Annotated in this window: 17 protein-coding genes and 1 pseudogene; 5 read left to right on the forward strand and 13 right to left on the reverse strand. The window is 69.1% G+C overall.

Annotated features, from left to right (window positions below; all coding sequences use genetic code 11):
- Window positions 1–4: 4 nt before the first annotated feature.
- From modA to QP029_RS09640, 6 genes are all read right to left on the reverse strand, one after another.
- Window positions 5–772: a molybdate ABC transporter substrate-binding protein gene (modA, locus tag QP029_RS09615; RefSeq protein ID WP_284874097.1), complete on the reverse strand. Its 768-nt coding sequence runs from the start codon at window positions 770–772 to the stop codon at window positions 5–7.
- A gap of 212 nt (window positions 773–984) precedes the next feature.
- On the reverse strand, window positions 985–1,770 hold the full coding sequence (gene narI / locus QP029_RS09620; protein ID WP_284874098.1) for a respiratory nitrate reductase subunit gamma: 786 nt from the start codon (window positions 1,768–1,770) through the stop codon (window positions 985–987).
- A gap of 9 nt (window positions 1,771–1,779) precedes the next feature.
- A complete protein-coding gene (narJ, locus tag QP029_RS09625) occupies window positions 1,780–2,469 on the reverse strand; it encodes a nitrate reductase molybdenum cofactor assembly chaperone (RefSeq protein ID WP_284874099.1) in 690 nt (229 codons plus the stop codon).
- Window positions 2,470–2,471: 2 nt separating this feature from the next.
- Entirely contained in the window at window positions 2,472–4,073 is a 1,602-nt protein-coding gene (gene narH, locus QP029_RS09630; RefSeq protein ID WP_284874100.1) for a nitrate reductase subunit beta, read from the reverse strand.
- Window positions 4,073–7,843 (reverse strand): nitrate reductase subunit alpha, encoded by a 3,771-nt coding sequence (locus tag QP029_RS09635; protein ID WP_284874101.1) that lies wholly within the window; start codon window positions 7,841–7,843, stop codon window positions 4,073–4,075. The genes narH and QP029_RS09635 overlap by 1 nt, the downstream gene beginning before the upstream one ends.
- A gap of 36 nt (window positions 7,844–7,879) precedes the next feature.
- Window positions 7,880–9,214, reverse strand: coding sequence for a nitrate/nitrite transporter (locus QP029_RS09640; RefSeq protein WP_284874102.1), 1,335 nt, complete (start codon window positions 9,212–9,214; stop codon window positions 7,880–7,882).
- Window positions 9,215–9,475: 261 nt separating this feature from the next.
- Here QP029_RS09640 and QP029_RS09645 point away from each other — a divergent pair, with 261 nt between their 5' ends.
- The gene (locus QP029_RS09645; RefSeq protein WP_284874103.1) at window positions 9,476–9,955 is read left to right on the forward strand and encodes a molybdopterin-binding protein; all 480 of its coding nucleotides are present in this window, start codon (window positions 9,476–9,478) and stop codon (window positions 9,953–9,955) included.
- Window positions 9,956–9,964: 9 nt separating this feature from the next.
- Here QP029_RS09645 and QP029_RS09650 read toward each other — a convergent pair whose 3' ends face one another.
- Both QP029_RS09650 and QP029_RS09655 read right to left on the reverse strand, forming a co-directional pair.
- A complete protein-coding gene (locus QP029_RS09650; RefSeq protein WP_284874104.1) occupies window positions 9,965–11,224 on the reverse strand; it encodes a DNA methyltransferase in 1,260 nt (419 codons plus the stop codon).
- Between the two features lie 31 nt (window positions 11,225–11,255).
- A complete protein-coding gene (locus QP029_RS09655) occupies window positions 11,256–11,516 on the reverse strand; it encodes a DUF2249 domain-containing protein (RefSeq protein WP_284874105.1) in 261 nt (86 codons plus the stop codon).
- Window positions 11,517–11,678: 162 nt separating this feature from the next.
- Between QP029_RS09655 and QP029_RS09660 the strand changes: the two are divergent.
- The 4 genes and pseudogenes from QP029_RS09660 to QP029_RS09675 all read left to right on the forward strand — a co-directional run bounded on the left by QP029_RS09660 (window position 11,679) and on the right by QP029_RS09675 (window position 15,352).
- Window positions 11,679–12,732 (forward strand): annotated as a pseudogene (locus QP029_RS09660) (DUF8744 domain-containing protein).
- Window positions 12,725–13,630 carry a hypothetical protein gene (locus tag QP029_RS09665; protein ID WP_284874107.1) on the forward strand — a complete coding sequence of 302 codons (906 nt, stop codon included), beginning with the start codon at window positions 12,725–12,727 and terminating at the stop codon, window positions 13,628–13,630. The pseudogene QP029_RS09660 and the gene QP029_RS09665 overlap by 8 nt, the downstream one beginning before the upstream one ends.
- On the forward strand, window positions 13,554–13,949 hold the full coding sequence (locus QP029_RS09670) for a hypothetical protein (RefSeq protein WP_284874108.1): 396 nt from the start codon (window positions 13,554–13,556) through the stop codon (window positions 13,947–13,949). The genes QP029_RS09665 and QP029_RS09670 overlap by 77 nt, the downstream gene beginning before the upstream one ends.
- Window positions 13,946–15,352: a multicopper oxidase domain-containing protein gene (locus QP029_RS09675; RefSeq protein ID WP_284874109.1), complete on the forward strand. Its 1,407-nt coding sequence runs from the start codon at window positions 13,946–13,948 to the stop codon at window positions 15,350–15,352. Before QP029_RS09670 ends, QP029_RS09675 begins: the two co-directional genes overlap by 4 nt.
- A gap of 10 nt (window positions 15,353–15,362) precedes the next feature.
- Here the strand turns inward: QP029_RS09675 and mobA are convergent, their stop codons facing one another.
- The 5 genes from mobA to QP029_RS09700 all read right to left on the reverse strand — a co-directional run bounded on the left by mobA (window position 15,363) and on the right by QP029_RS09700 (window position 20,646).
- A complete protein-coding gene (gene mobA, locus QP029_RS09680; RefSeq protein WP_284874110.1) occupies window positions 15,363–15,941 on the reverse strand; it encodes a molybdenum cofactor guanylyltransferase in 579 nt (192 codons plus the stop codon).
- Window positions 15,941–16,417, reverse strand: coding sequence for a cyclic pyranopterin monophosphate synthase MoaC (moaC, locus tag QP029_RS09685; protein WP_284874111.1), 477 nt, complete (start codon window positions 16,415–16,417; stop codon window positions 15,941–15,943). The genes mobA and moaC overlap by 1 nt, the downstream gene beginning before the upstream one ends.
- A gap of 24 nt (window positions 16,418–16,441) precedes the next feature.
- The gene (locus tag QP029_RS09690) at window positions 16,442–17,680 is read right to left on the reverse strand and encodes a molybdopterin molybdotransferase MoeA (RefSeq protein WP_284874112.1); all 1,239 of its coding nucleotides are present in this window, start codon (window positions 17,678–17,680) and stop codon (window positions 16,442–16,444) included.
- 10 nt (window positions 17,681–17,690) lie between these two features.
- Window positions 17,691–18,779, reverse strand: coding sequence for a GTP 3',8-cyclase MoaA (moaA, locus tag QP029_RS09695; RefSeq protein WP_284876218.1), 1,089 nt, complete (start codon window positions 18,777–18,779; stop codon window positions 17,691–17,693).
- A gap of 97 nt (window positions 18,780–18,876) precedes the next feature.
- Window positions 18,877–20,646: a long-chain fatty-acid--CoA ligase gene (locus tag QP029_RS09700; RefSeq protein ID WP_284874113.1), complete on the reverse strand. Its 1,770-nt coding sequence runs from the start codon at window positions 20,644–20,646 to the stop codon at window positions 18,877–18,879.
- Window positions 20,647–20,828 lie beyond the last annotated feature (182 nt).

A 20,828-nucleotide genomic window follows, 5' to 3' on the forward strand; every position in this document is an offset into this window, starting at 1 on the left:
CGGCTCAGGATTCCGCCGGAGTGAAGCCGTGGTCCCGCCAGACATCGGCGGCCTCGGGCGAGCGGAGCAGTGAGACGAACGCGGAGGCCGCGGCGGGATCCGTCGAGGACCCCGTCACCGCGGCGACGATGCTGTTCGGGTGCGCCTCCGCCCCGGGAAGGTCGATGACCTCCACCCGGTTCCCCGCGGCCTGCGCGTCCGTCCGGTAGACCCACCCGGCATCCGCCTCCCCCGAGACGACCTTGCCCAGCACATCGGAGACGGAGTGCTCGAGCGAGACCGGGGTGACGTCGATGTCCTGTTCATCGATGAGCGCCTCAGACACCTTCCCGCACGGCACCTGCGGATCACACAGCACCACGTCCGCGTCGGCGAGATCATCGGAGGACCCGACATCGGCCGGATTGCCGGCCGGCACGACCATCACCATCGAGTTCGTGGCCACCACCTGCGGATCCGTCACCAGCCCCTGCGCCACGGCCTGATCCATCGTGGCCTGGTCGGCGGTGAGGAGCACATCCCCGGGTGCCCCGTCCGCCAGCTGCTGCACCAGCGTCGAGGATCCCGCGTTGACGAACAACAGGTCAGCGTCTGCGATGTCGGTCAGGTCCGAGTTGAGCACGCGTGTCGACGCCGCCCCCATGACGATGACCTGCGGCGCGGCCTCCTCCGTGCTCGGGGGTGCGTTCTCGGGAAGCGGGACGCAGGCCGCGGCGGTTGCCGTGCCGGCGGCGAGCAGGGCCGCGAGGAGCGCGAAACGGTGACGGGTCATGGAACTTTCGGGGTCGTGTCGGGGTGGTGGGGCCATTCAGGGGTTGCCGGGGTGTCGCTGCAGAACCTTACAAGGGATTTTCTCCGGACAGGGATAATGCACTGCGACGTCGTGTGAGATGTGAGATGTTGCGACCGATCGCCGTCCCCCCTGACCCCTGATCCCGACAGGCTGATCCCGCACCATGCGGGATCAGCCCTCCACCGGATCCGTCAGGCGCCGCGCGACGGAGTCTCGTTGCGTTCGTCGAGCTGTTCGGTGTGGGAGCGGATCGGCTCCCAGGCGACGTGCTCCTTGACGGGGCCGGTGCGGGTGTCGCGGGAGCGGTAGACCACGTACGGGCGGGTGGTGTAGCCGACGGGGGCGGAGAAGGCGTGGACCAGGCGGGTGAACGGCCACACGGCGATGAGGGTGAATCCGGCGATGACGTGGAGCTTGAACTGCCAGGGCACGTCGACCATGAGCTCGGGGTGGGCGTTGAACACCAGGAGCTGGCGCAGCCACGGGGAGATGGTCTCGCGGTAGTCGTAGCCGTGGGCGTCGCCGAAGAGCTGGAGGGAGACGGTGGCGAAGAAGCCGGTGAGGATGGCCCCGCCGAGGAGGACGTACATCACCTTGTCGGAGGTGGAGGTGGCGAGGAAGACGGAGCGGTTGACGATGCGCCGGTAGAGCAGGCCGGCCAGGCCGAGGAGGGCGGCGATGCCGGCGACGGTGCCGGGGTAGGTGGCGATGGCGTGGTAGACGGCGTCACTGATGCCGACGGACCGGGTCCAGGACTTCGGGATCGCCAGGCCCATGAGGTGGCCGATGACGACGAAGACCATGCCCCAGTGGAACAGCGGGGACGACAGTCGCAGGAGCTTGGATTCGTAGATCTGGGTGGAGTGGCTGGTCCAGCCGAATTGGTCGGTGCGCCAGCGCCAGATGATGCCGATGACGAATGCGGCGATCGCCAGCCAGGGGAAGGCGACCCACAGGAATTCGTTGTAGTTGGCCATGGTGGTGTCCTAAGTCAGGTCCGGTTGGGCGGTGGGGAAGGGCAGTGGGGTGCCGATGCCGACGAGCTCGGCCGGCGGCCCCGAACGGATGAGGTCGAGGTAGTTGTGGGCGGTCTCGGCGTCGATGGTGGGAAGGGCCATGGCCACCGCGATGACGAGGTGCGCGAAGGGGGAGTTCTGGTGCTGGAGGGCCGCCCGCAGGACCTCCAGTCCGTCGCGGTGGGCGGCAAGCATCTCCACGGCCTGCCCGTGGATCCGGCCCTCGGACATGGCGACCGCCTCGAGGACGACACACAGGTGGTCGGGCAGTTCCTCGCGCTGCTCCTCGAAGCCGAGTTGTTCGAGTGCCTGCCGGAACGCGAGGATGGCGGTGCCGCGTTGGCGGGTGTCGCCGACGGAGTAGTAGGACAGGAACAGGGAGCAGCGTCGGCGCTGGTCGAAGGTCTCCACATAGTGTTCCTGCAGGCCCCGCAGGCCGAGGGTGCGGGCGGCGTCGGTGAAGGCGGCGAGTTCGGCGCCGATGGCCGGGGGCAGGGTGTCCAGGAGCGTGTCGACGGCCGCGATCTTCGCACCGTGGTCATCTCCCGGATAGTCCAGGAGCAGCGAGGCGGCCATGGCGACGGTGCGCCGCTGGTCGTCGCTGACGGCGACGGAGCGGGTGACGTCCTCGGGGATGATCCCGACGGGGGTGCGGGCCATGGCTATCCCTCATCCCGGCGGGGAGGGAACATGCCCTCCGGTCGGTCACCGGTCCAGCTGAGCAGCGAGACCTTGCCGGCGGGCTCGGCGGCGTGGCTGGTGCAGGCCTCCGGGGCACCCTCGCCCAGGTCGGGGAACTGCAGGGTCGGGTCGGAGGGGTCGACGCCACCGAAGGGGTCGAGGGAGGTGATGCCGCGGGCGGACTCCGGGGAGGCGGTGGGGATGACGTAGCGGTCGTCGTACTTGGCGATGCCGAGCAGCCGGTACATCTTCTGGATCTGCCTGCCGGTCATGCCGACGGCCTGCGCGATGTCCTCCTGGGGCTCGTTGCCCAGGTTGAGATCGCGCATGTAGGAACGCATGGCCACCAGGCGGCGCAGGGAGCGTTCGACCGGGGCGGTGTCACCGGCGGTGAACAGCCCGGCGAGGTACTCCAGCGGGATGCGCATGGTCGACAGGGCGGTGAAGAGGATCTTGTGGTCCTCGCCGTCGTTGCCGGAGGCGGTCACCTGGTCGACGACCGGGGACAGCGGCGGGATATACCAGACCATCGGGAGGGTGCGGTACTCCGGGTGCAGCGGCAGGGCCACCTCGTAGGTGAAGATGAGGTCCCAGATGGGGGACTGCTGGGCGGCGTCGATCCAGGAGTGGGGGATACCTGCCTGGGTGGCGGCGTCGATGACGCGCGGATCGCGCGGGTCGAGGAGGATGTCCTTCTGGGCCTGGAGCAGGTCCTGCGGATTCTCGACGGAGGCGGCGTCGGCGACGCGGTCGGCGTCGTACAGCAGGACACCGAGGTAGCGCAGGCGTCCGACGCAGGTCTCGGAGCAGACGGTGGGCTGGCCGACCTCGATGCGCGGGTAGCACAGCGTGCACTTCTCGGCCTTGCCGGACTTGTGGTTGAAGTAGACCTTCTTGTACGGGCAACCGGAGACACACATGCGCCAGCCGCGGCACTGGTCCTGGTCGACGAGGACGATCCCGTCCTCCGTGCGCTTGTACATCGCGCCGGAGGGGCAGGAGGACACACATGTGGGGTTGAGGCAGTGCTCGCAGATGCGGGGGAGATAGAACATGAAGGTGTCCTCGATCTCCTTCTGCACCGTGAGATTCATCTGGTGCAGAACCGGATCCTCGTCCATCGTGGCCGTGGAGCCGCCGAGGTTGTCGTCCCAGTTGGAGGACCAGGAGATGGTGTTCATCTCGCGGCCGTCGATCTGGGAGACCGGGCGGGCGGTGGGCTGGGTGTTCTGGTTGCCCGGGGTGGACAGCAGCTTGTCGTACTCGTAGGTCCAGGGTTCGTAGTAGTCCTGGATGCCGGGCAGCTTGGGGTTGTGGAAGATGTTGAACAGCTTGGACAGGCGGCCACCGGAACGCGGCTTGAGCCTGCCGGAGGAGGTGCGGGTCCAGCCGCCCTCCCACTTGTCCTGATCCTCCCAGCCGCGCGGGTAGCCGACGCCGGGGCGGGTCTCGACGTTGTTGAACCAGATGTACTCGGTGCCCTCACGGTTGGTCCACGCCTGCTTGCAGGTGACGGAACAGGTGTGGCAGCCGATGCACTTGTCCAGGTTCATGACCATGGCGATCTGAGCCATAACCTTCATTAGAACTGCACCTCCTGGGAGCGGCGACGGATGCGGGTGACCTCGTCGCGGTTGTTGCCGGTGGGGCCGATGTAGTTGAAGCCGTAGGTCAGGTGGCCGTAGCCGCCCGCGACGTGCACCGGTTTGATCATGATGCGGGTGAGCGAGTTGTGGGTGCCGCCGCGGCGGCCGGTGTTCTCGTTGAGCGGGGTGCCCACGGTGCGTTCCTGGGCGTGGTTCATGATCGCCGTGCCCTCCGGGATGCGGTGGGAGACGATCGCGCGGGCCGAGACGATGCCGTTGCGGTTGTACACCTCGATCCACTCGTTGTCGGCGACGCCGATCTTGGCGGCGTCCTTGTCGGACATCCACACCACCTGGCCACCACGGGAGATGGACAGGACGTGGAGGTTGTCGAAGTACTGCGAGTGGATCGACCACTTGTTGTGCGGGGTGAGGTAGCGGACGGTGACCTCGGGGTTGCCGTCCTCGCCGCGCACGAGCTGACCCGGGTTGGTCTCCCCGTTGAGGTGCATGCGGTCCAGTGGCGGGCGGAACACCGGGAGGGCCTCGCCGTAGTCGAGGAACCAGTCGTGGTCGAGGTAGTAGTGCATCCGGCCCGACAGGGTGTGGAAGGGCTTGTCGTACTCGATGTTGATGGAGAACGCCGTGTAGCGGCGTCCGCCACGCTTCGAGCCGGTCCACTCCGGGGAGGTGATCACCTCGGTGGGGCGTTCCTTGATGGCGTCCCAGTTGATGCGGGTGCCCTCGTTGCCGGAGTAGAGGTCGGTCATGTCCGCGCCGACGCGGGCGCCCTGGTTGGTGAAGCCCTCCTTGGCCACCGCGCCGTTAGACACACCAGACAGGTGGAGGATCATCTCGATGACCTTGATGTCGGTGTCCAGGTCGGGGCGCTCACCGATGAAGGTCTCCGAGGTGCCGTTGATCAGTCCAAGCTCCTCGACCTGCGTGGACACGTCGTAGGGGGTGCCGTGCACGCCGGTGCCGGCCTTGCCGGTGAGCGGTCCGAGGTGGGTCCACTTCTCGTGGATCCGGGTGTAGTCGCGTTCGACGGGGATGAGCTTGGCCATCGTCTTGCCGGGGACCAGGCCTGATTCGCCGATGTCGGGGACGATGCCGTTGGGCATGTTCAGCTCGTCGGGGGAGTCGTGGCCCAGCGGGGCGGTGATGAGGTCGGTCTGGGTGCCCAGCCACGTCACGGCCTGCTCGGAGACGGACTTGGACAGGTCGCGGAAGACCTCGAAGTCGGTCCGGGCCTCCCACGGCGGGTTGATCGCCGCGTTGAAGGAGTGGATGAACGGGTGCATGTCCGTGGTGGACAGGTCGTGCTTCTCGTACCAGGTGGCCGCCGGGAGGACGATGTCGGAGACCAGCGTCGTGGAGGTGTTCCGGAAGTCCGTGGTGAGCATCAGGTCGAGCTTGCCCTGGGGTGCCTCGTCCCGCCAGGCGATGGACTCGGGGCGTTCGTGCGGTTCCAGTTCCACGGCGGTGGCGTCGGAGTCGACGCCGAGCATGTGGCGGAGGAAGAACTCGGTGCCCTTGGCGGAGGAGCCCATGAGGTTGGTGCGCCAGTTGAGCAGGATGCGCGGCCAGTTCTCCGGGGCGTCCGGGTCCTCGGCGGCGAACTGCATGTTGCCGGACTCGAGTTCGGAGACCACGTAGTCTTTGATGTCCATGCCCTTGGCCTCGGCCTCGTCGGCCAGCAGCAGGGGGTTGCGGTTGAACTGGGGGTAGGCGGGCATCCAGCCGCGTTTCATCGACTCGATGAGCGTGTCCGACAGTGACTTGTTGCCCACCACCCCGCGGTTGGCCAGCGGGGACGCCAGGCGGGAGGCCTTGGAGTTGTCGTAGCGCCACTGGTCGGTGGTCAGGTAGTAGAAGCCGGTGGTGATCATCTGGCGCGCCGGGCGCTGCCAGTCGAGGGCGAAGGCGTACTGGGACCAGCCGTTCATCGGGCGCAGTTTCTCCTGGCCGACGTAGTGGGCCCAGCCGCCGCCGTTGACACCCTGGGTGCCGCACATCGAGGTCAGGGCCAGGAAGGTGCGGTAGATGTTGTCGGCGTGGAAGTAGTGGTTCACGCCCGCGCCCATGATGATCTGGCTGCGGCCCTTCGAGTCGTCGGCGTTCTGCGCGAACTCCCGGCCGATGCGGATGGCGGCGTTGGCGGGCACACCGGTGAGCTCCTCCTGCCAGGCCGGGGTGCCGGGGGAGGTGGCGTCGTGGAAGTCGGTGGGCCACTGGCCCGGCAGGTTCAGTTCGGGGCGGGCCACGCCGTAGTGGGCGAGCATGACGTCGAAGACGGTGGTGACCTTGCGGCCGTCGACCTCGCGGTAGGGGACGCCGCGGGAGACCACGCCGGCGCCGATGGGGCCGGAGCCGTCGATGTCGTCGGGGTCCGCGTCGAGGTCGAAGCGGGGGAAGAGCACCTCAGCGGTGCCGTACTCGCCGGTGTCGGCGACGGACATGATGGTGTCCACGCCGTCCTGGCGGAGGTTCCACTTGCCCACGCCGTCGTCGCCGTAGCGGTCGGCGAGGGTGCCGCCGGGGTCGACGACGCTGCCGTCGGGCTGCATCATGAGCAGACGGTGGGTGGCGTTGGCGGAGTCGCGGAGGTCGGCGTGGGAGTCGTCGAGGTGGGAGGCGGTGAGGAACTTGCCCGGCGTCCAGGTGCCGTCGTCGCGTTCGTCGAGTTCGATGAGGAACGGGGCGTCGGTGTACCGGCGCATGTAGTCGAGGAAGTACGGGGTCTGCTTCCCGACGTGGAACTCGGAGAGGATGACGTGGCCCATGGCGAACGCGAGGGCGGCGTCGGTGCCGGGGTTGATGCGCAGCCACTCGTCGGCGAACTTGGTGTTGTCGGCGAAGTCGGGGGAGACGACGACGACCTTGGTGCCGTTGTAGCGGGTCTCCACCATGAAGTGGGAGTCCGGGGTGCGGGTGACCGGGATGTTCGATCCCCACATCATGAGGTAGGAGGAGTTGTACCAGTCGCCGGATTCGGGGACGTCGGTCTGGTCGCCGAAGGTCTGCGGGGAGGCCGGCGGGAGGTCGGCGTACCAGTCGTAGAAGGACAGGGCGACGCCGCCGATCATCTGCAGGAAGCGGGTGCCGGCGCCGTAGGAGACCTGGGACATCGCGGGGATGACGGTGAAGCCGGCGATCCGGTCCGGGCCGTACTGGCGGATGGTGTAGGTGTGGGCGGCGGCGGCGATCTCGATGGCCTCCTCGTAGGAGATGCGGATCAGGCCGCCCTTGCCGCGCTGGGAGACGTAGGCGTGCCGCTTCTCCGGGGTCTCCACGATCTCGCGCCACGCCAGGACGGGGTCGCCCAGGCGGACCTTGCCCTCGCGGTACATGTCCACGAGGGCGCCGCGGGCGTAGGGGAAGCGGATGCGGGTGGGGGAGTAGGTGTACCAGGAGAAGGAGGCACCGCGGGGGCAGCCGCGGGGCTCATAGTCGGGCATGTCCGGGCCGGTGGCGGGGTAGTCGACGGCCTGGGATTCCCAGGTGATCACGCCGTCTTTGACGTAGACCTTCCAGGAGCAGGAGCCGGTGCAGTTGACGCCGTGGGTGGAGCGCACCATCTTGTCGAAGGACCAGCGGTTGCGGTAGAAGATGTCCGCCTGGCGGCCGCCCTTGAGAAACAGCTGCTGCCCGCTGTCGGAGACCTGTCCCTTGCGCAGGTAGCTGCCGAAGCGGAACAGCGGGTTGGCGTGGCCGGCGGACTGGGCGGTGCTCCCGGTGCCGGGGGAGCTGGAGGTTGTCGTCATGTCGGGTGTCCTTAAACGTACTGGTCAGTGGGGAGATCAGCCGGGGAAGGGGGCGTTGGGGCGGGCGTAGTAGATCCACACGAGGGTGGTGGCGAAGGCGAAGAAGACCACGCAGCCCCAGAAGAAGACGGCCGGGGCCATCATCGAGAGCAGGACGCCGACGATGAAGGGGCCGAAGGCGGCGATGGCGCCGGTCCAGCCGATGACACCGCCGGCCTGGCGCTTGGGCAGGATCATGGGCATCTGCTTGAAGGTGGAGGCGTTGCCGATGCCGGAGAAGAAGAACAGGAAGAGCATGGCGCCGAGGAACCACCAGAACTGGTCCGGGTTGTCGGGGGTGAGGAAGAGGGCGGCGACGATGGTGGACAGGGTCATGCCGACACCGGAGACGAAGGTCCAGATGGCGCCGCCGAACTTGTCGCACAGCGGGCCCCAGGCGGCGCGGACGAGGGAGCCGATGAGGGGGCCGAGGAAGGCGAAGGCCGCGCCCTTGGGCAGGTCCTCGACGGCGTAGGTGGCGGCGAACTCGGAGTTGGCGCCGTAGACGTTGTTGATGATCAGGGCCAGCTGCGCGGCGAACCCGGAGAAGGCACCGAAGGTCATGAGGTAGGCGATGGTGAGGATCCAGGTGTTCTTGTTGCCGAAGATGTCGATCTGCTGGCGGAAGTTCGCGGTGACCGGCACGTCCTTGAGGAAGATCCAGGCGACGACGGCCATGACGATCGCCCACGGCACCATGACGATCGCCGGGTTGTGGACGAACAGTTCGGTGTCGCCGGATCGCTGCGGGGCGACGAAGCCGATGCCCATGAGCGTCAGGCCCATGAGCCAGGGGGCGACGAGCAGGATGAAGGAGACGCCGAAGTTGCCGAGTCCGGCCTGCAGGCCGAGGGCGGTGCCGGAGAGTCGCTTGGGGAAGAAGTAGCCGGTGGACGGCATAAAGCCGGAGAACACGCCGCCGCCGATGCCGGTGAGGAAGGCGAGGACGAGCAGCCACCAGAAGGGGGTGCCGGTGTTCTGGACGGCGAAGAACCAGCCGAGCATCGGGATGACGAACAGCAGGGAGGAGATGGAGACGAGTCGGCGGGTGCCCAGGATGGGCGGCAGGAACATGAAGATCAGGCGCAGGAGGCCGCCGGCGAGGCCGGGCAGGGAGGTCAGCCAGTAGAGCTGGGCGGTGGAGAGGTCGAAGCCGATCTGGTTGAGCACCGGCGCGATGGCCGAGACCAGGTACCAGGTACAGAAGGCCATGAAGAGGGTGGCGGTGGAGATCCACAGGGTGCGCCAGGCGATGCCGGAGTCCCAGGTCTCCTCGTTCTCGGGGTCCCAGCCGTGCAGGACCCGTCCGTCGGTGTTGAGGGCAGTGCTCATGAATTCCTCGCTAGACAGGGGGTGCAATATTCATTGTTAGGCGTTAGTTAAATCCACGGTATAGGCTCTGACCTGCGGTGTCTAACGATAGTGAGGAAACTTCCGGGCTTATTTAGCGCACGTTTCTGTTGCGGAAATGCACCCCCGGTCCCGATGGCGCAGGTAGTCCGATCGGGCATCCGGTGTCGCCTGCGTCACCGCCCTCGCTATGGCATATGTCACACCCTGTCGCAGCCTATGAATCTGAAGGAAGGAAGGGTCATGAGCCCCACGCTCAGCGGCGTCATCATCGTCGCCTCCGACCGCGTCCACTCGGGCGAGCGAGTGGACAAGGCGGGCCCGCTCGCCCGGGAACTGCTCGCCGAGGTGGGTGTCGACGCCCCGGTGGTCATCGTCGAGGAGGGCCTGGACGCGGTCAGTGCCGCGCTTGCCGACGCCCGCGCCGCCGGCCACCGCGTCATCCTCACCGTCGGCGGCACCGGCCTCGGGCCCCGCAATCAGACCCCGGAGGCCACCGCCCCGCTGCTCGAGGTCACCCTCACCGGGCTGATGACCCAGGTCCTCGTCGAGGGGCTCAGCCACTCGCCGCACGCCGGCCTGTCCCGGGCGCTCATCGGGTTGACCGGCCGGGGTGCGGCGGACGCGCTGATCATCAACTCACCCAGCTCCACGGGGGCTGTCCGCGACACCCTGGGTGTGGTGCTGCCGCTGCTGCCCAACATCTTCGAACGTCTGGGGTGAGCGGCCGGCTCAGCCGATCTCTCCGTAGACCACGCTGCCACCGCTGGTCCAGCCGACGTCCGCGGAGATACCGGACTGTTCCCCGCCGATGACTCCCCGCAGCCGGGCCAGGGCGATCGTCTCGGCCCATTCCCGCTGCTCGATGCTGATGTGCCGGCGGCCGAGCTTGTGGGCCACGGCGGCGGTCGTGCCGGAGCCGGCGTGGTAGTCCAGGACCGTCTCGTCGGGGTCGGTGAACAACTCGATGAGGGTGCGCAGCAGGGACTCGGGCTTCTTGCCGTTGCGGAAACTCACCCCGCCTTCGGCAGTGACTTTATTGTAGGCCTCGTGGACGTCGAGGAAGTTGGGGTAGGGCAGCCGGGTGTGGGACGAGGACTGCGGAACACCCTGGAAGTAGGAGCCGTTGCGGTTGCCGGGTTTCGGGGTGTGGAAGAAACGGTGACCGAGGCCGTCGTCGCCGATGCCGGGGACGTCGATAAGCGTGAGTGGCGCCAGCTCGAGCCCTTCGAGATGGGCGACCCAGAACCGGCCCGAGGAGTTCTTCTCGCGCAGCGAGCCACGGATGGAGTGGGTGCGGAAGGTGCCCAGGCCGGCGCCGGTGTCGACCTTGCGCCAGGCGTCCGGGGGGTAGATGGTGCAGGCGCGGCCGCCCAGGGTGACCGCGCGCCCGGGGCCGGTGAGTTCAACGTCCCAGCGGTAGTCGCTGAGGTCGCGCTCCTTCATCCGGCCGGGCATGCGGAAGGCGGGGTCGGGGGAGTAGATGAGGATCTGCTCGACGACGTCGTTGAACTGCTTGTCGGCCGTCAATGCCCGGTCGGGGTGACGGACCAGGGCGTGGAGGACGGCGACCTTGTGCAGGCCGGGGGTCTGGTCGAGAAGCACCTCGAGGTAGGCCGACTGGTGGAAGCTGCACTGGGCGATGAACACGCCGTCGGGGGCCAACAGCGGCAGGGCTGCGTTGATGCGGGCCTGCATGAAGCTGAGCCAGTCGGCCCGGCTGCGCCGGTCGGCGTAGACGTAGTCCGTGCTGCCGGTGTTGTAGGGCGGGTCGATGTAGATGAGCTGGACCGACCCGGCCAGCAGAGGCGCCAGGGCGCGCAGTCCGGGGAGGTTGTCGCCGCGCAACAGGAGGTTGTCGTCGGGTGCCGGAGTGGACACCGGTTCGACGCCGTCTGCGGTGTACCGGTGCAGTCCGCTCAGTCGGCCGGGGCGCGCCACCTCCGGGGTGGTCGGCCAGGTGAGGCGGACGTCATCACGGGAGGCGGGCATGCGGACGAGTCTATCCCGCGGTCGGGTGCGCTCAGGCGGTGCGGGTGAACTTCAGGTGCCAGTCGTGCGGGCCCTCCTGCAGGTAGGTCACCTGGAAGGCCTCGTCCCGGGCTGCCACCTCCTTGAGCAGGGGCAGCGGGTTGTGCGGGGCGATGAGGATCATGGATTCGCCGACGTTGCGGGAGTCCAGGGCGCCGTGGATCGCCCCGTGGCGTACGGCGTGCGGGATCTGGGAGGCGTTGAGGGTGGGGATCTCGGCGGGGTCGCTGGCGTTGGTGATGGGAAGCTGCATGCCCATGTTGGTGGGCCTTTCTGTGGTCGGTTCGCGTGGGGGCGAGGTGGCGAAGGTGGTCGCTTTCCACCTGGGACCAATATTAGTACGATAAAAGCCGTGATAAATAGATGTGTGTCCGTGTGGCCTCGCGGCATCCTCCTCGCTGTGGCCGGCGTGGCGATGCTCAGCGGTCTGGCCGCCGGGCTGGTCCTGATCGGGGTGTGGGACGGCGGCACGGTGACATCCGGCACCGACCACGGCGCACTGATGATCTTCGGCTTTGTCGGCGGCGCAATCGGGCTGGAACGCACCGTCGCCGCCCGGACCCGCTGGGCGTGGGCCGGACCGGTGGCCAACGCTCTCGGCGTTGCCACCCTGCTCGTCGGGGGCACCCCGGCCGGTGCCGGCCGCGTTGTTCACCGTCTCCTTTCTCGTCCTCGGTGCGGTCTACGTCCTCATCCACCACCGCCAGGCCACCCTGTCGGTCCTCGTCCAGGCCACGGGCGTCATCGGTGGCGTCCTGGCCACCGTCACCTGGGGTGGCGGGGCGGACTTCGCCGACGTCATGCCCTATGCCGTCGTGTTCGCGGTGGCCACCATCATCGGCGAACGGATGGAGCTGGCCCGGGTGTCGTTTGCCGGCACCGCCGCCGAGACCCTCATCACCACCCTCGTCCTCGCGTTGACCGCCGCGGCCCTCATCTTCGCGCTGCACCCCCAGCTCGGGTTCTTCCTCATGGGTGCCCTGCTTGCCGCCATCGCCGTGGTGACGGTGCGTGTCGACGCTGCCCGACGTCTCATCCACGCCGGACAACTACCGCGCTACACCGCGGCCTGCATGCTCGCCGGCTACGCCTGGCTCCTCGTCGCCGGGCTGCTGTGGATGGGCGGGGGACACACCCGCGCCGGGCACCTGCACGACGCCGCCGTGCACTCGATCTTCCTCGGCTTCGTCATCTCGATGATCTTCGCCCACGCTCCGTTCATCCTCGGCGGGGTGATCCGCAGGACCATCCCGTACCATCCGGCCCTCTACCTGCCCGTCATCGTCCTCCACGCAGGGCTGGCCCTGCGTATCGTCGCCGACCTGCGTCAGGCCACCGGACCCTGGCAGCTCGGGGGAGTCATCACCGTGGTCGCCATCCTCGGGTTCGCGCTCACCGGCATCGTTCTCATCGCCACCGACCGGAACCGTCGCCGGAAGGCCCGGGAGCGGAGGCTCGCCCGTGTCTGAGGTGTCACTGACCGACGTCTCCCTGCGTGCCCGGGGGCGCTGGCACACACACGTCGCCGCAGTGCTCGGCCTGTGGCTGCTCATCGGGGTCGGCATCGTCATCGCCGGTGCCCTCGGCGCCCCCGTCAGCTGGTGGGTGTCCGTCCACTCCTTCACCCTCGGGGTGGTCGCCACCGCCATCCTCGTCTACTCCACACACTTCACCGAGGCCCTGACGCGTACCGCCGGCGACGACCGTCGCGGCGTGATGGCTCGGGTGGCGCTCATCCAGAGCGGCCTCATCCTGCTCATCGTGGGCAGGGCGGGCTATGACTGGGGTGCGCTCGCAGACTTCGCCGCCACCCTGGTTATCTGGGCGTTCCTCTGGCACATGGCCGTGGTGTACTCCCACCTGCGCCGCAGCCTGGCCGGCACCTTCGCCGTCACCGTGCCGTTCTACCTCGCCGCCGCCGGTTTCCTCGTCGTCGCCGGGATCATGGGCAACGTCGCCGGCCGGGGCGTGGGCTCCTACGCCGACCTCATCGCCGCTCACTCCCGCGCCGCGGTGTGGGGCTTTACCTGGCTGACCATCCTGGGCACCGTGATCACCCTGCTTCCCACCCTCACCGGCACGCGGATCAGCGCCACCGCACGGCGTCGCTGCACCGTGGCACTGATCATCCACTGCCTCGCCCTGGTCGGGGTCATCGTCGCCCAGTCGCTCGGTCACTCCGGGTGGGCCGGGTTGATCCAGCTGCTCATCGTCGTCGCCGCGCTGCTCATACTCCAGCCGGTCCTCGCCGCCGTCGTCGGCGGTACCCCCCGGCTGGTCGACCGCCGCCGTGAGCGTCACCGCGGGACTGTTGTGGATGGTCGCGGTGTGCGCCGCCGACGCGGCGAGCACCATCGCCGGTGCTGACGCCCGCCAGGTCACCCAGCTGCTCATCCCCGTCTTCCTCGGCACGGGCCTGCTCCAGCTCATCACCGGCGTCCTCCACCACCTCCTGCCCACCCTCCTCGGCGGTGGACGTGACCGCGTCCTCCGGGCCCGCGCCGCCGCCCGGGGTGCCGGCCCGGCGCGCATCCTCCTGCTCAACCTCGGCGGCCTGCTGACACTGCTCGACACTGACGGTCCCGCCCGCACCGCCGGTCTCATCCTCCTGGGAGTCGGCCTGCTGACGCATGCCGGGTTCATCGCCACCGCCGTCATCCGGCACCACCGAACGGAGTCCCCATGACCATCCCCCTCGGCCCGTCCGCCTCCACCACCCGCCAGCCGGAGCCGGACACCGGCAGCGGGTGGGCGTCCTGGCTCATCGTCGGTCTGGCGATCGCGGCTGTGGTCATTCTCGGCGTCACCCTCACCACCGCCCCATCGACGAATGAGGCCGGTCCGGTGTCGACCGCAGCCCGGGACACGGTGACGCAGGAGGTGCGGATCGAGGGGATGTCCTATGTTCCCGACCGCATCGAGGTCCCCGCCGGCACACACCTGGTCATCGAGCTCCACAACGACGACGACCAGCCCCACGACCTGAGCCTCAACGGTGTGAGAACCGAGCTCATCGACCCCGGCGACTCCGCCACCCTCGACGCCGGGGTGGTCACCGGGGATCTCGAGGGCTGGTGCACCGTCGCCGGACACAGGTCGCAGGGCATGCTTCTCGACGTCGTCGTCACCGACACCTCCGCGTCATCCGGCGGCGGTCTCGGGGACCGCCCCACCGCCGCCGTCGGCAGCAACCCCTTCGCCGAGGTCCCCACCTCCGCGGACCGGCTCAACCACGACATCACCGACACCGTCTTCCACGACCCGGTCCTGCCGCCGGCCCCGGCCTCGACGGTCCACGAGCTGGCGTTCACCGTCACCGAGGAGATACGGGAGGTCGCCCCCGGGCACCGCCAGGTCCAGTGGCTGTTCAACGGGCAGGCCCCGGGCCCGACGCTGCGGGGCCGGGCGGGGGACACCTTCCGCCTCACGTTGACCAACGACGGGTCGATGGGCCATTCCGTCGACTTCCACGCCGGGGAGGTCAGCCCCGACGCCCCCATGGCCACCATCAACCCCGGGGAGTCGCTGGTCTACGAATTTGTCGCCCGCCGTTCCGGGATCTGGATGTACCACTGCGCGACGGCGCCGATGAGCCTGCACATCGCCAACGGCATGGCCGGGGCGGTCATCATCGACCCGCCGGAAGGGCTCGACGAGGTCGACCGGGAGTATGCCCTCATCGCCCACGAGGTCTTCCTCGGGCCGGAGGCCACCGGGGCGGACGCGGACCGGGTCTCGGCGGGTGCCTATGATCTCACCGCGTTCAACGGCTTCCCCAACCAGTATGATTCCCGCCCCATCGAGCTCACCGCCGGGCAGCGGGCACGGTTCTGGGTCCTCAATGTCGGCCCGGACAACCCGGTGAGCTTCCACATCGTCGGCGGCATCTTCGACACCGTGTTCAGCGAGGGCGCCTACCCGGTCCGAAACGGACTCACCGAGGGCACGGGTGCCCAGGTGCTGCCGCTGCTGCCCGCCCAGGGCGGGTTCGTCGAGGTGACCTTCGACGAACCGGGGACCTACACGTTTGTCAACCACATCATGACCGACGCGGAGAAGGGGCAGCACGGGACGATCATCGTGCGCTGACCGGGCCTGGTCAGGGCAGCTCGGCCCGGCCGCGTTCGGCCAGTTCGGCCAGGGTGTCGTAGTCGCGCTCCGCGCCGCCGCCCGCGACCTCGAGGACAGTTCCGGCGGCTGCCAGCAACTTCTTCGCCGCCTGATCCCGCACCGTGTCCAGGCGGGACAGCGCCCGGTGCAGGGCGGTGGTCCGCCACATCGCGCACAGCGGCTGGAGGTGGCCGTCGGCGGCGCGGATGACGGCGACGTCAGCTGAGCCATCGGCCGCCAGGGCAGCGGCCAGGACCGGCAGGAGCTCGGCGGAGTCGGGGGCGTCGACGGAGATGACACCCACGAGATCGACGTCACCGACAGCCGCCACACCTGCGGCGATGCCGGCGACCGGCCCGCCGTAGGGCGGAGCCTCGGAGACGACCTCCACCCCGGCCACCGGCAGGGTGAGGGTGGGGGAGACGACGACCACGGGGGCGTCGTCACGTGGAGCGAGCCGCGCGAGAAGATGATCGACCAACCGCACCCCGTCGAGGGTGACCTGTGCCTTGTCCACCCCACCCATGCGGGAGCCGCGGCCGCCGGCGAGGATGATTACCGCGTACATCAGCGCGGCAGCTCGCGGGACCAGTCACCGGAGCGGCCGCCCGACTTCGCAGTGATGCCGCAGGTGCGGAGGTAGGCGGAGCGGTCCACGCCCTTGACCATGTCGATGACGGCCAGGGCGGCGACGGTGACGGCGGTCAGTGCCTCCATCTCCACGCCGGTGCGGTCGGCGGTACGCACGGTGGCCTCGATGGCGACGTGGTCGTCCTCGACGGCCAGGTCCACCGCGCAGCCGTGGACGCCGATGGTGTGGGCCAGCGGCAGCAGGTCGGGGACCTTCTTCGCCGCGGAGATACCCGCGATACGCGCCACGGCGAGGACATCACCCTTGGGGACGGTGCCGTCGCGCAGCGCGGCGAGCACGTCGGGGGAGCAGGCGACCTCACCGCGGGCGGTGGCGGCCCGGACGGTGGGCTGCTTCTCGGTGACGTCGACCATGTAGGCCGTGCCGGCGTCGGTGAGATGGGTGAACTTCATGGGAGAGCCTTTCGGAAGGGGTGATCAGAGTCGGCGGAGCAGGACACGGACGGTGCTGCCGGTTTCGGGGCGGTCCGCGCCGGCCTCGATGACCGCGAGGCCGTCGGTGGCGGCCAGCGATCCGACGAGGTGGGAGCCGGTGCTGCGGCGGTTGAAGGGGGCGGCGGTGACGCCGTCGCGGCCGTAGGTGAGCCGGACGGGGGCGAGGAACGCCCGCTCCGGGGAGGCGGGCAGGGTGACCCCGTCGGCCACCCTCGCCGTCACATGCGGGCGTTCCCACAGGTCCGCGCTGGTCGGTGCGCCCGCCAACGTGGCCAGCACCCCGGGGGCGTAGACGCAGAAGGAGACGAACGCGGCCACCGGGTTGCCCGGCAGGCACATCAGCACCGCCCCACCGCGGGTGCCCAGGCCCTGCGGCGCGCCGGGCCGCTGGGCGACGGGACCGAACCACATGTCGCCGGAACCGGTGACCTCGCGGACGACGTCGAAGGCCCCGACGGAGACCCCGCCGGTGGTGATCACCAGGTCATGGGTGGCGCAGAGCTCGTCGAGCAGCGTCCCGAACGCGCGGGTGTCATCGCCGGCGTGCATGTTCGTCGCCGTCACCCCCAACTCGGCGAGCAGGGCGGTGATCATCGGACGGTTGGAGTCGGGGAGCTGACCGGCGCCGGGGGTGGTACCCGGATCGACGAGTTCGTCGCCGGAGGACAGCACCGCCACCCGCGGACGGGGATGGACGGTGACGGAGGGGATGCCGCAGGAGACGAGGGCGGCGAGGGCGCCGGCGTCGATACGCGTCCCGATCGGCATGACCTCCTCACCCACGGCCGTGTTCTCCCCGGCGCGCCGGATGTGGTTCCGATCCCGGTGCACCGCGTCGACGGTGACCACCGCGGGCAGGGGGCCGGGCCCGGGGGCGATGTCGGTGTCCTCGACCGGGATGACGCGCACACCGGCGTGCTCGTCACCGACCGGCGCGCCGGTCATGATGCGGAGCGCGTGACCGGGGGTGACCTCACGGGCGGCGGCTCCGGCAGGAACGTCTCCGGCCACCGGCAGGGACCAGGGCCCGGGGCCGGCGAGGTCGGCGTCGCGGACGAGGAAACCGTCGACCGCGGAGTTGCTGAAAGGGGGCACCGGAAGCTGCGCGACCGGCGGGGCGGCCAGCACCAGGCCGAGAGCCCGGTCGACAGGCACGGTGACGGGAGTGCCGGGGACGGCGAGCGCGTGGGCCGCGGCCAGGTGTTCGGTGATCGACCGCATGCGCATCAGACTAGCCACCGATGGCGGACATGGGACGGTCGGGCTGGAGGAACCCCGGATCGTCGATCCCGTGGCCCGGGAGCTTGCCCCACATCGCCCCGGCCCACACCTGCGCCAGTTCCTCGTCGGATGCCCCGCCGCGGATGAGTTCGCGCAGAGAGGTCTCCGACCGGGAGAACAGGCACGTGCGGATCGCGCCGTCGGTGGTCAACCGCGTGCGGTCACAGTCGCCGCAGAACGGCCGGGTCACCGACGCGATGACGCCGATGCTGCCGGCCAGCTCCCGCTTATCGACGCCGCGGGCGTCCCACACCGCGGCCGGCGCCGACCCGCGCGGCTCCTCGGCCGGCGTGAGCTCGAAGGCGGTGCGCAGTTGCGCGAGGATCTCCTCGGCGGTGACCATGGCCCCGCGCTGCCATTTCTCCCGCGGGCCCAGCGGCATCTGCTCGATGAACCTCAGCTGGGCGCCCCGTTCGAGGCAGTAGGTGGCCAACGGCACGATGTCCGCCTCGTTGACCCCGGGCATGATGACCGAGTTGACCTTGACCGGATGAAGGCCCGCGGCGACCGCGGCGTCGATGGCCTCGAGGACGTCCGGCAGGCGGTCGCGCCGGGTCAGCTCGGCGTAACGGGCCCGGTCGAGGGTGTCCAGGGAGATGTTCACCCGGTCGAGTCCGGCCTTCGTCAGCCCGGGCAGTCGTCGCGGCAGGCCCAGGCCGTTGGTCGTCAGCGCCGTGGCCACCTTCTCACCTTCGTCGGTGCGCAGTGCCGTGGTCGCCGCGATGATGTCCTCGAGCGACTTCCGCAGCAGGGGCTCGCCGCCGGTGAAACGCACCTGCCGGATGCCCAGGCGGGTGACGGCGATGGTGATGAGCCGGATGACCTCCTCATCGGTCAACGACAGCTCGGTGGGCAGCCATTCCAGGCCCTCGGCGGGCATGCAGTAGGTGCAGCGCAGGTTGCAGCGGTCGGTGAGGCTGACGCGCAGGTCCCGGGCAGTCCGGCCGTGGGTGTCCACCAGTTCGGCCGTGCCGTCCGCGCCCAGCGGGCGGGTCGGCGTGCCGGCCCGGCCGGTGTCGCGTTCGCGCGGGACCGGCATGGACAGGGGGATCGGCTGGGAGGTGTGGGCAGTCATGTCCTGTCCATCCTAGGAACCTGCGGGCCCGATGCCAAGAATATTTCAGATTCGGATCGGTTTAAATTGTGGGCTCGGCCGGATCCTCATCCGTCGCGGCCTGGGGCGTGGCAGCCTTCGTCTGACCCGGGCCCTGGAGGGCGATGACCTTGAACTCGTCGTTGGCCAGGTGCGTGCGCAGGTCCTTCTTGTCGAACTTGCCCACCGACGTCTTGTCGATGTCCCGGACGAAGGTCCAGTACTCCGGCAGCATCCAGCCCGGCAGCGAGGACCGCAGCCGGTCACGCAGCTCCTCGGCGGTCTGCGTCGTCTGCGCGATGTCCTCGTGCAGCACCGTCACCGCCAGCGGCCGCTCGCCCCACTTGTCGTCGGGGTAGCCGATGACGGCGCACTCGACGACCTCGGGGGCGTCCATGATGAGGTTCTCCAGCATGGCGGAGTAGATCCACTCACCACCGGAACGGATGACGTCACGCGCCCGGTCGGACACGGTGAGGAACCCGTCCGCGGTGACCGATCCGACGTCACCGGTGCGCAGCCAGCCGTCGGCGGTGAACTGCTCTTCGGCGTCCTCGACGTGGCGGCCGCGGAACTCACTGGCCGAGCCGTCGTCGTCCTCGGCGGGCGAGAGATAGTAGGAGCCGGTGACCAGGTTGCCGCGCACCTGGATCTCGCCCTGGTTGCGGTCCGTGGCGGAGACGACGTGCCCGTCGTTGACCACCCGGTACTCCAGGAGATTGTTGAACCGGCCCTGACTGATCCGGTACGCCCAGCGGGCCTCGCCCGAGGAACCCGACGGCGGGCGGGCGACCGTGCCCACCGAGGAGGTCTCGGTCATGCCCCACAGGTGGACGACGTCGACACCGTAGCGTTCCTCCCACAACTTGATGAGGATAGGCGGGGCCGGCGAACCACCGACGTAGAGCTCCGTCAGCGACATCCGCTCCGGCGGATTGTGCAGGTAGTGGACCATGAGCTGGATCCACAGGGTGGGAACGCCGTTGGCCACCCGGGGATGCAGGGCGGCGATGAGACGCGCCAGGGTCGGTGCCGAGACGTCCGAGTCCGGGAACACCAGGGGAGTGCCCGACATGAACGCCGCGTAGGGCACGCCCCAGGACAGGACGTGGTAGATCGGCACACAGCACAGGAAGGACTCGCCGTGGGAGACGGCCAAGGAGTCCGCGGTCCGCAGCGCCATCGCCTGCAGGTAGATCGAGCGGTGCGAGTACGCGACACCCTTCGGGGCGCCGGAGGTGCCGGTGGAGTAGCAGATCGCGGCGGCGGTGTTCTCGTCCAGCTCCGGCCAGTCGTAGACCGTCGAGCGGCCGTCGAGCAGAGCCTCGTAGGAGTGGATCTCGACTCCCTCGGGCAGGTGCGCCACCAGCGGCTCCAGCGGAGACAGACCGGTGAAGGCCACGGCCCGCACCGTCGGACAGTCCGTCATCGCCGTACCCAGCAGTTCCGCGAGGCGGGGATCGGCGACGATCACCTCGATCTCGGCGTGGTTGATGATGTGGCGGACCTGGTCGGCCATGAGCTGCTTGTTCAGCGGCGCGAACACCGCCCCCTTGGCGGAGACCGCGAACAGCACCTCGAGGTGCTCGGCGCAGTTGTACATGAACGAGCCCACCCGCTGGTCGCCGGTGACGCCGAGCTCATCATGCAGGGCGTGGGCGAAGGCTGCGGCCCGGGCGCCGATGTCCGCGAACGTCGCCTCCTCGGCCTCACCGGTGCGCCAGGTGGTCACCTTCGTCGACGCGTGGGCGGTGCAACCGTACTCCAGGATGCGCGCGATCGACAGCGGCACGTTCTGCATGGTGGAGAGCATGACCAACACTCTAGCCGGGTGGGTCATACCGGTCCCGCCGTCACCATGCGCTACACTTGGCGCAGATCGACGGGAGTTCGCCTGAGAACCATGGTCGGACCCCGATCCGCCCGGACCACGTGTCCGCCCACATTCTGCTGGTGAACCTGGCACCCAGGCTCGCCCGGAAGCAGGCCGTGAGG

Source organism: Corynebacterium suedekumii, assembly GCF_030252185.1.
Classification (GTDB): domain Bacteria; phylum Actinomycetota; class Actinomycetes; order Mycobacteriales; family Mycobacteriaceae; genus Corynebacterium; species Corynebacterium suedekumii.

What these genes read in the sequence shown, in the direction of transcription:
- modA (WP_284874097.1), bottom strand. Translation starts at nt 772, where the DNA reads ATGACCCGTCACCGTTTCGCGCTCCTCGCGGCCCTGCTCGCCGCCGGC.
- narI (WP_284874098.1), bottom strand. Translation starts at nt 1,770, where the DNA reads ATGGCCAACTACAACGAATTCCTGTGGGTCGCCTTCCCCTGGCTGGCG.
- narJ (WP_284874099.1), bottom strand. Translation starts at nt 2,469, where the DNA reads ATGGCCCGCACCCCCGTCGGGATCATCCCCGAGGACGTCACCCGCTCC.
- narH (WP_284874100.1), bottom strand. Translation starts at nt 4,073, where the DNA reads ATGAAGGTTATGGCTCAGATCGCCATGGTCATGAACCTGGACAAGTGC.
- QP029_RS09635 (WP_284874101.1), bottom strand. Translation starts at nt 7,843, where the DNA reads ATGACGACAACCTCCAGCTCCCCCGGCACCGGGAGCACCGCCCAGTCC.
- QP029_RS09640 (WP_284874102.1), bottom strand. Translation starts at nt 9,214, where the DNA reads ATGAGCACTGCCCTCAACACCGACGGACGGGTCCTGCACGGCTGGGAC.
- QP029_RS09645 (WP_284874103.1), top strand. Translation starts at nt 9,476, where the DNA reads ATGAGCCCCACGCTCAGCGGCGTCATCATCGTCGCCTCCGACCGCGTC.
- QP029_RS09650 (WP_284874104.1), bottom strand. Translation starts at nt 11,224, where the DNA reads ATGCCCGCCTCCCGTGATGACGTCCGCCTCACCTGGCCGACCACCCCG.
- QP029_RS09655 (WP_284874105.1), bottom strand. Translation starts at nt 11,516, where the DNA reads ATGCAGCTTCCCATCACCAACGCCAGCGACCCCGCCGAGATCCCCACC.
- QP029_RS09675 (WP_284874109.1), top strand. Translation starts at nt 13,946, where the DNA reads ATGACCATCCCCCTCGGCCCGTCCGCCTCCACCACCCGCCAGCCGGAG.
- mobA (WP_284874110.1), bottom strand. Translation starts at nt 15,941, where the DNA reads ATGTACGCGGTAATCATCCTCGCCGGCGGCCGCGGCTCCCGCATGGGT.
- moaC (WP_284874111.1), bottom strand. Translation starts at nt 16,417, where the DNA reads ATGAAGTTCACCCATCTCACCGACGCCGGCACGGCCTACATGGTCGAC.
- QP029_RS09690 (WP_284874112.1), bottom strand. Translation starts at nt 17,680, where the DNA reads ATGCGGTCGATCACCGAACACCTGGCCGCGGCCCACGCGCTCGCCGTC.
- moaA (WP_284876218.1), bottom strand. Translation starts at nt 18,779, where the DNA reads ATGCCGGTCCCGCGCGAACGCGACACCGGCCGGGCCGGCACGCCGACC.
- QP029_RS09700 (WP_284874113.1), bottom strand. Translation starts at nt 20,646, where the DNA reads ATGCTCTCCACCATGCAGAACGTGCCGCTGTCGATCGCGCGCATCCTG.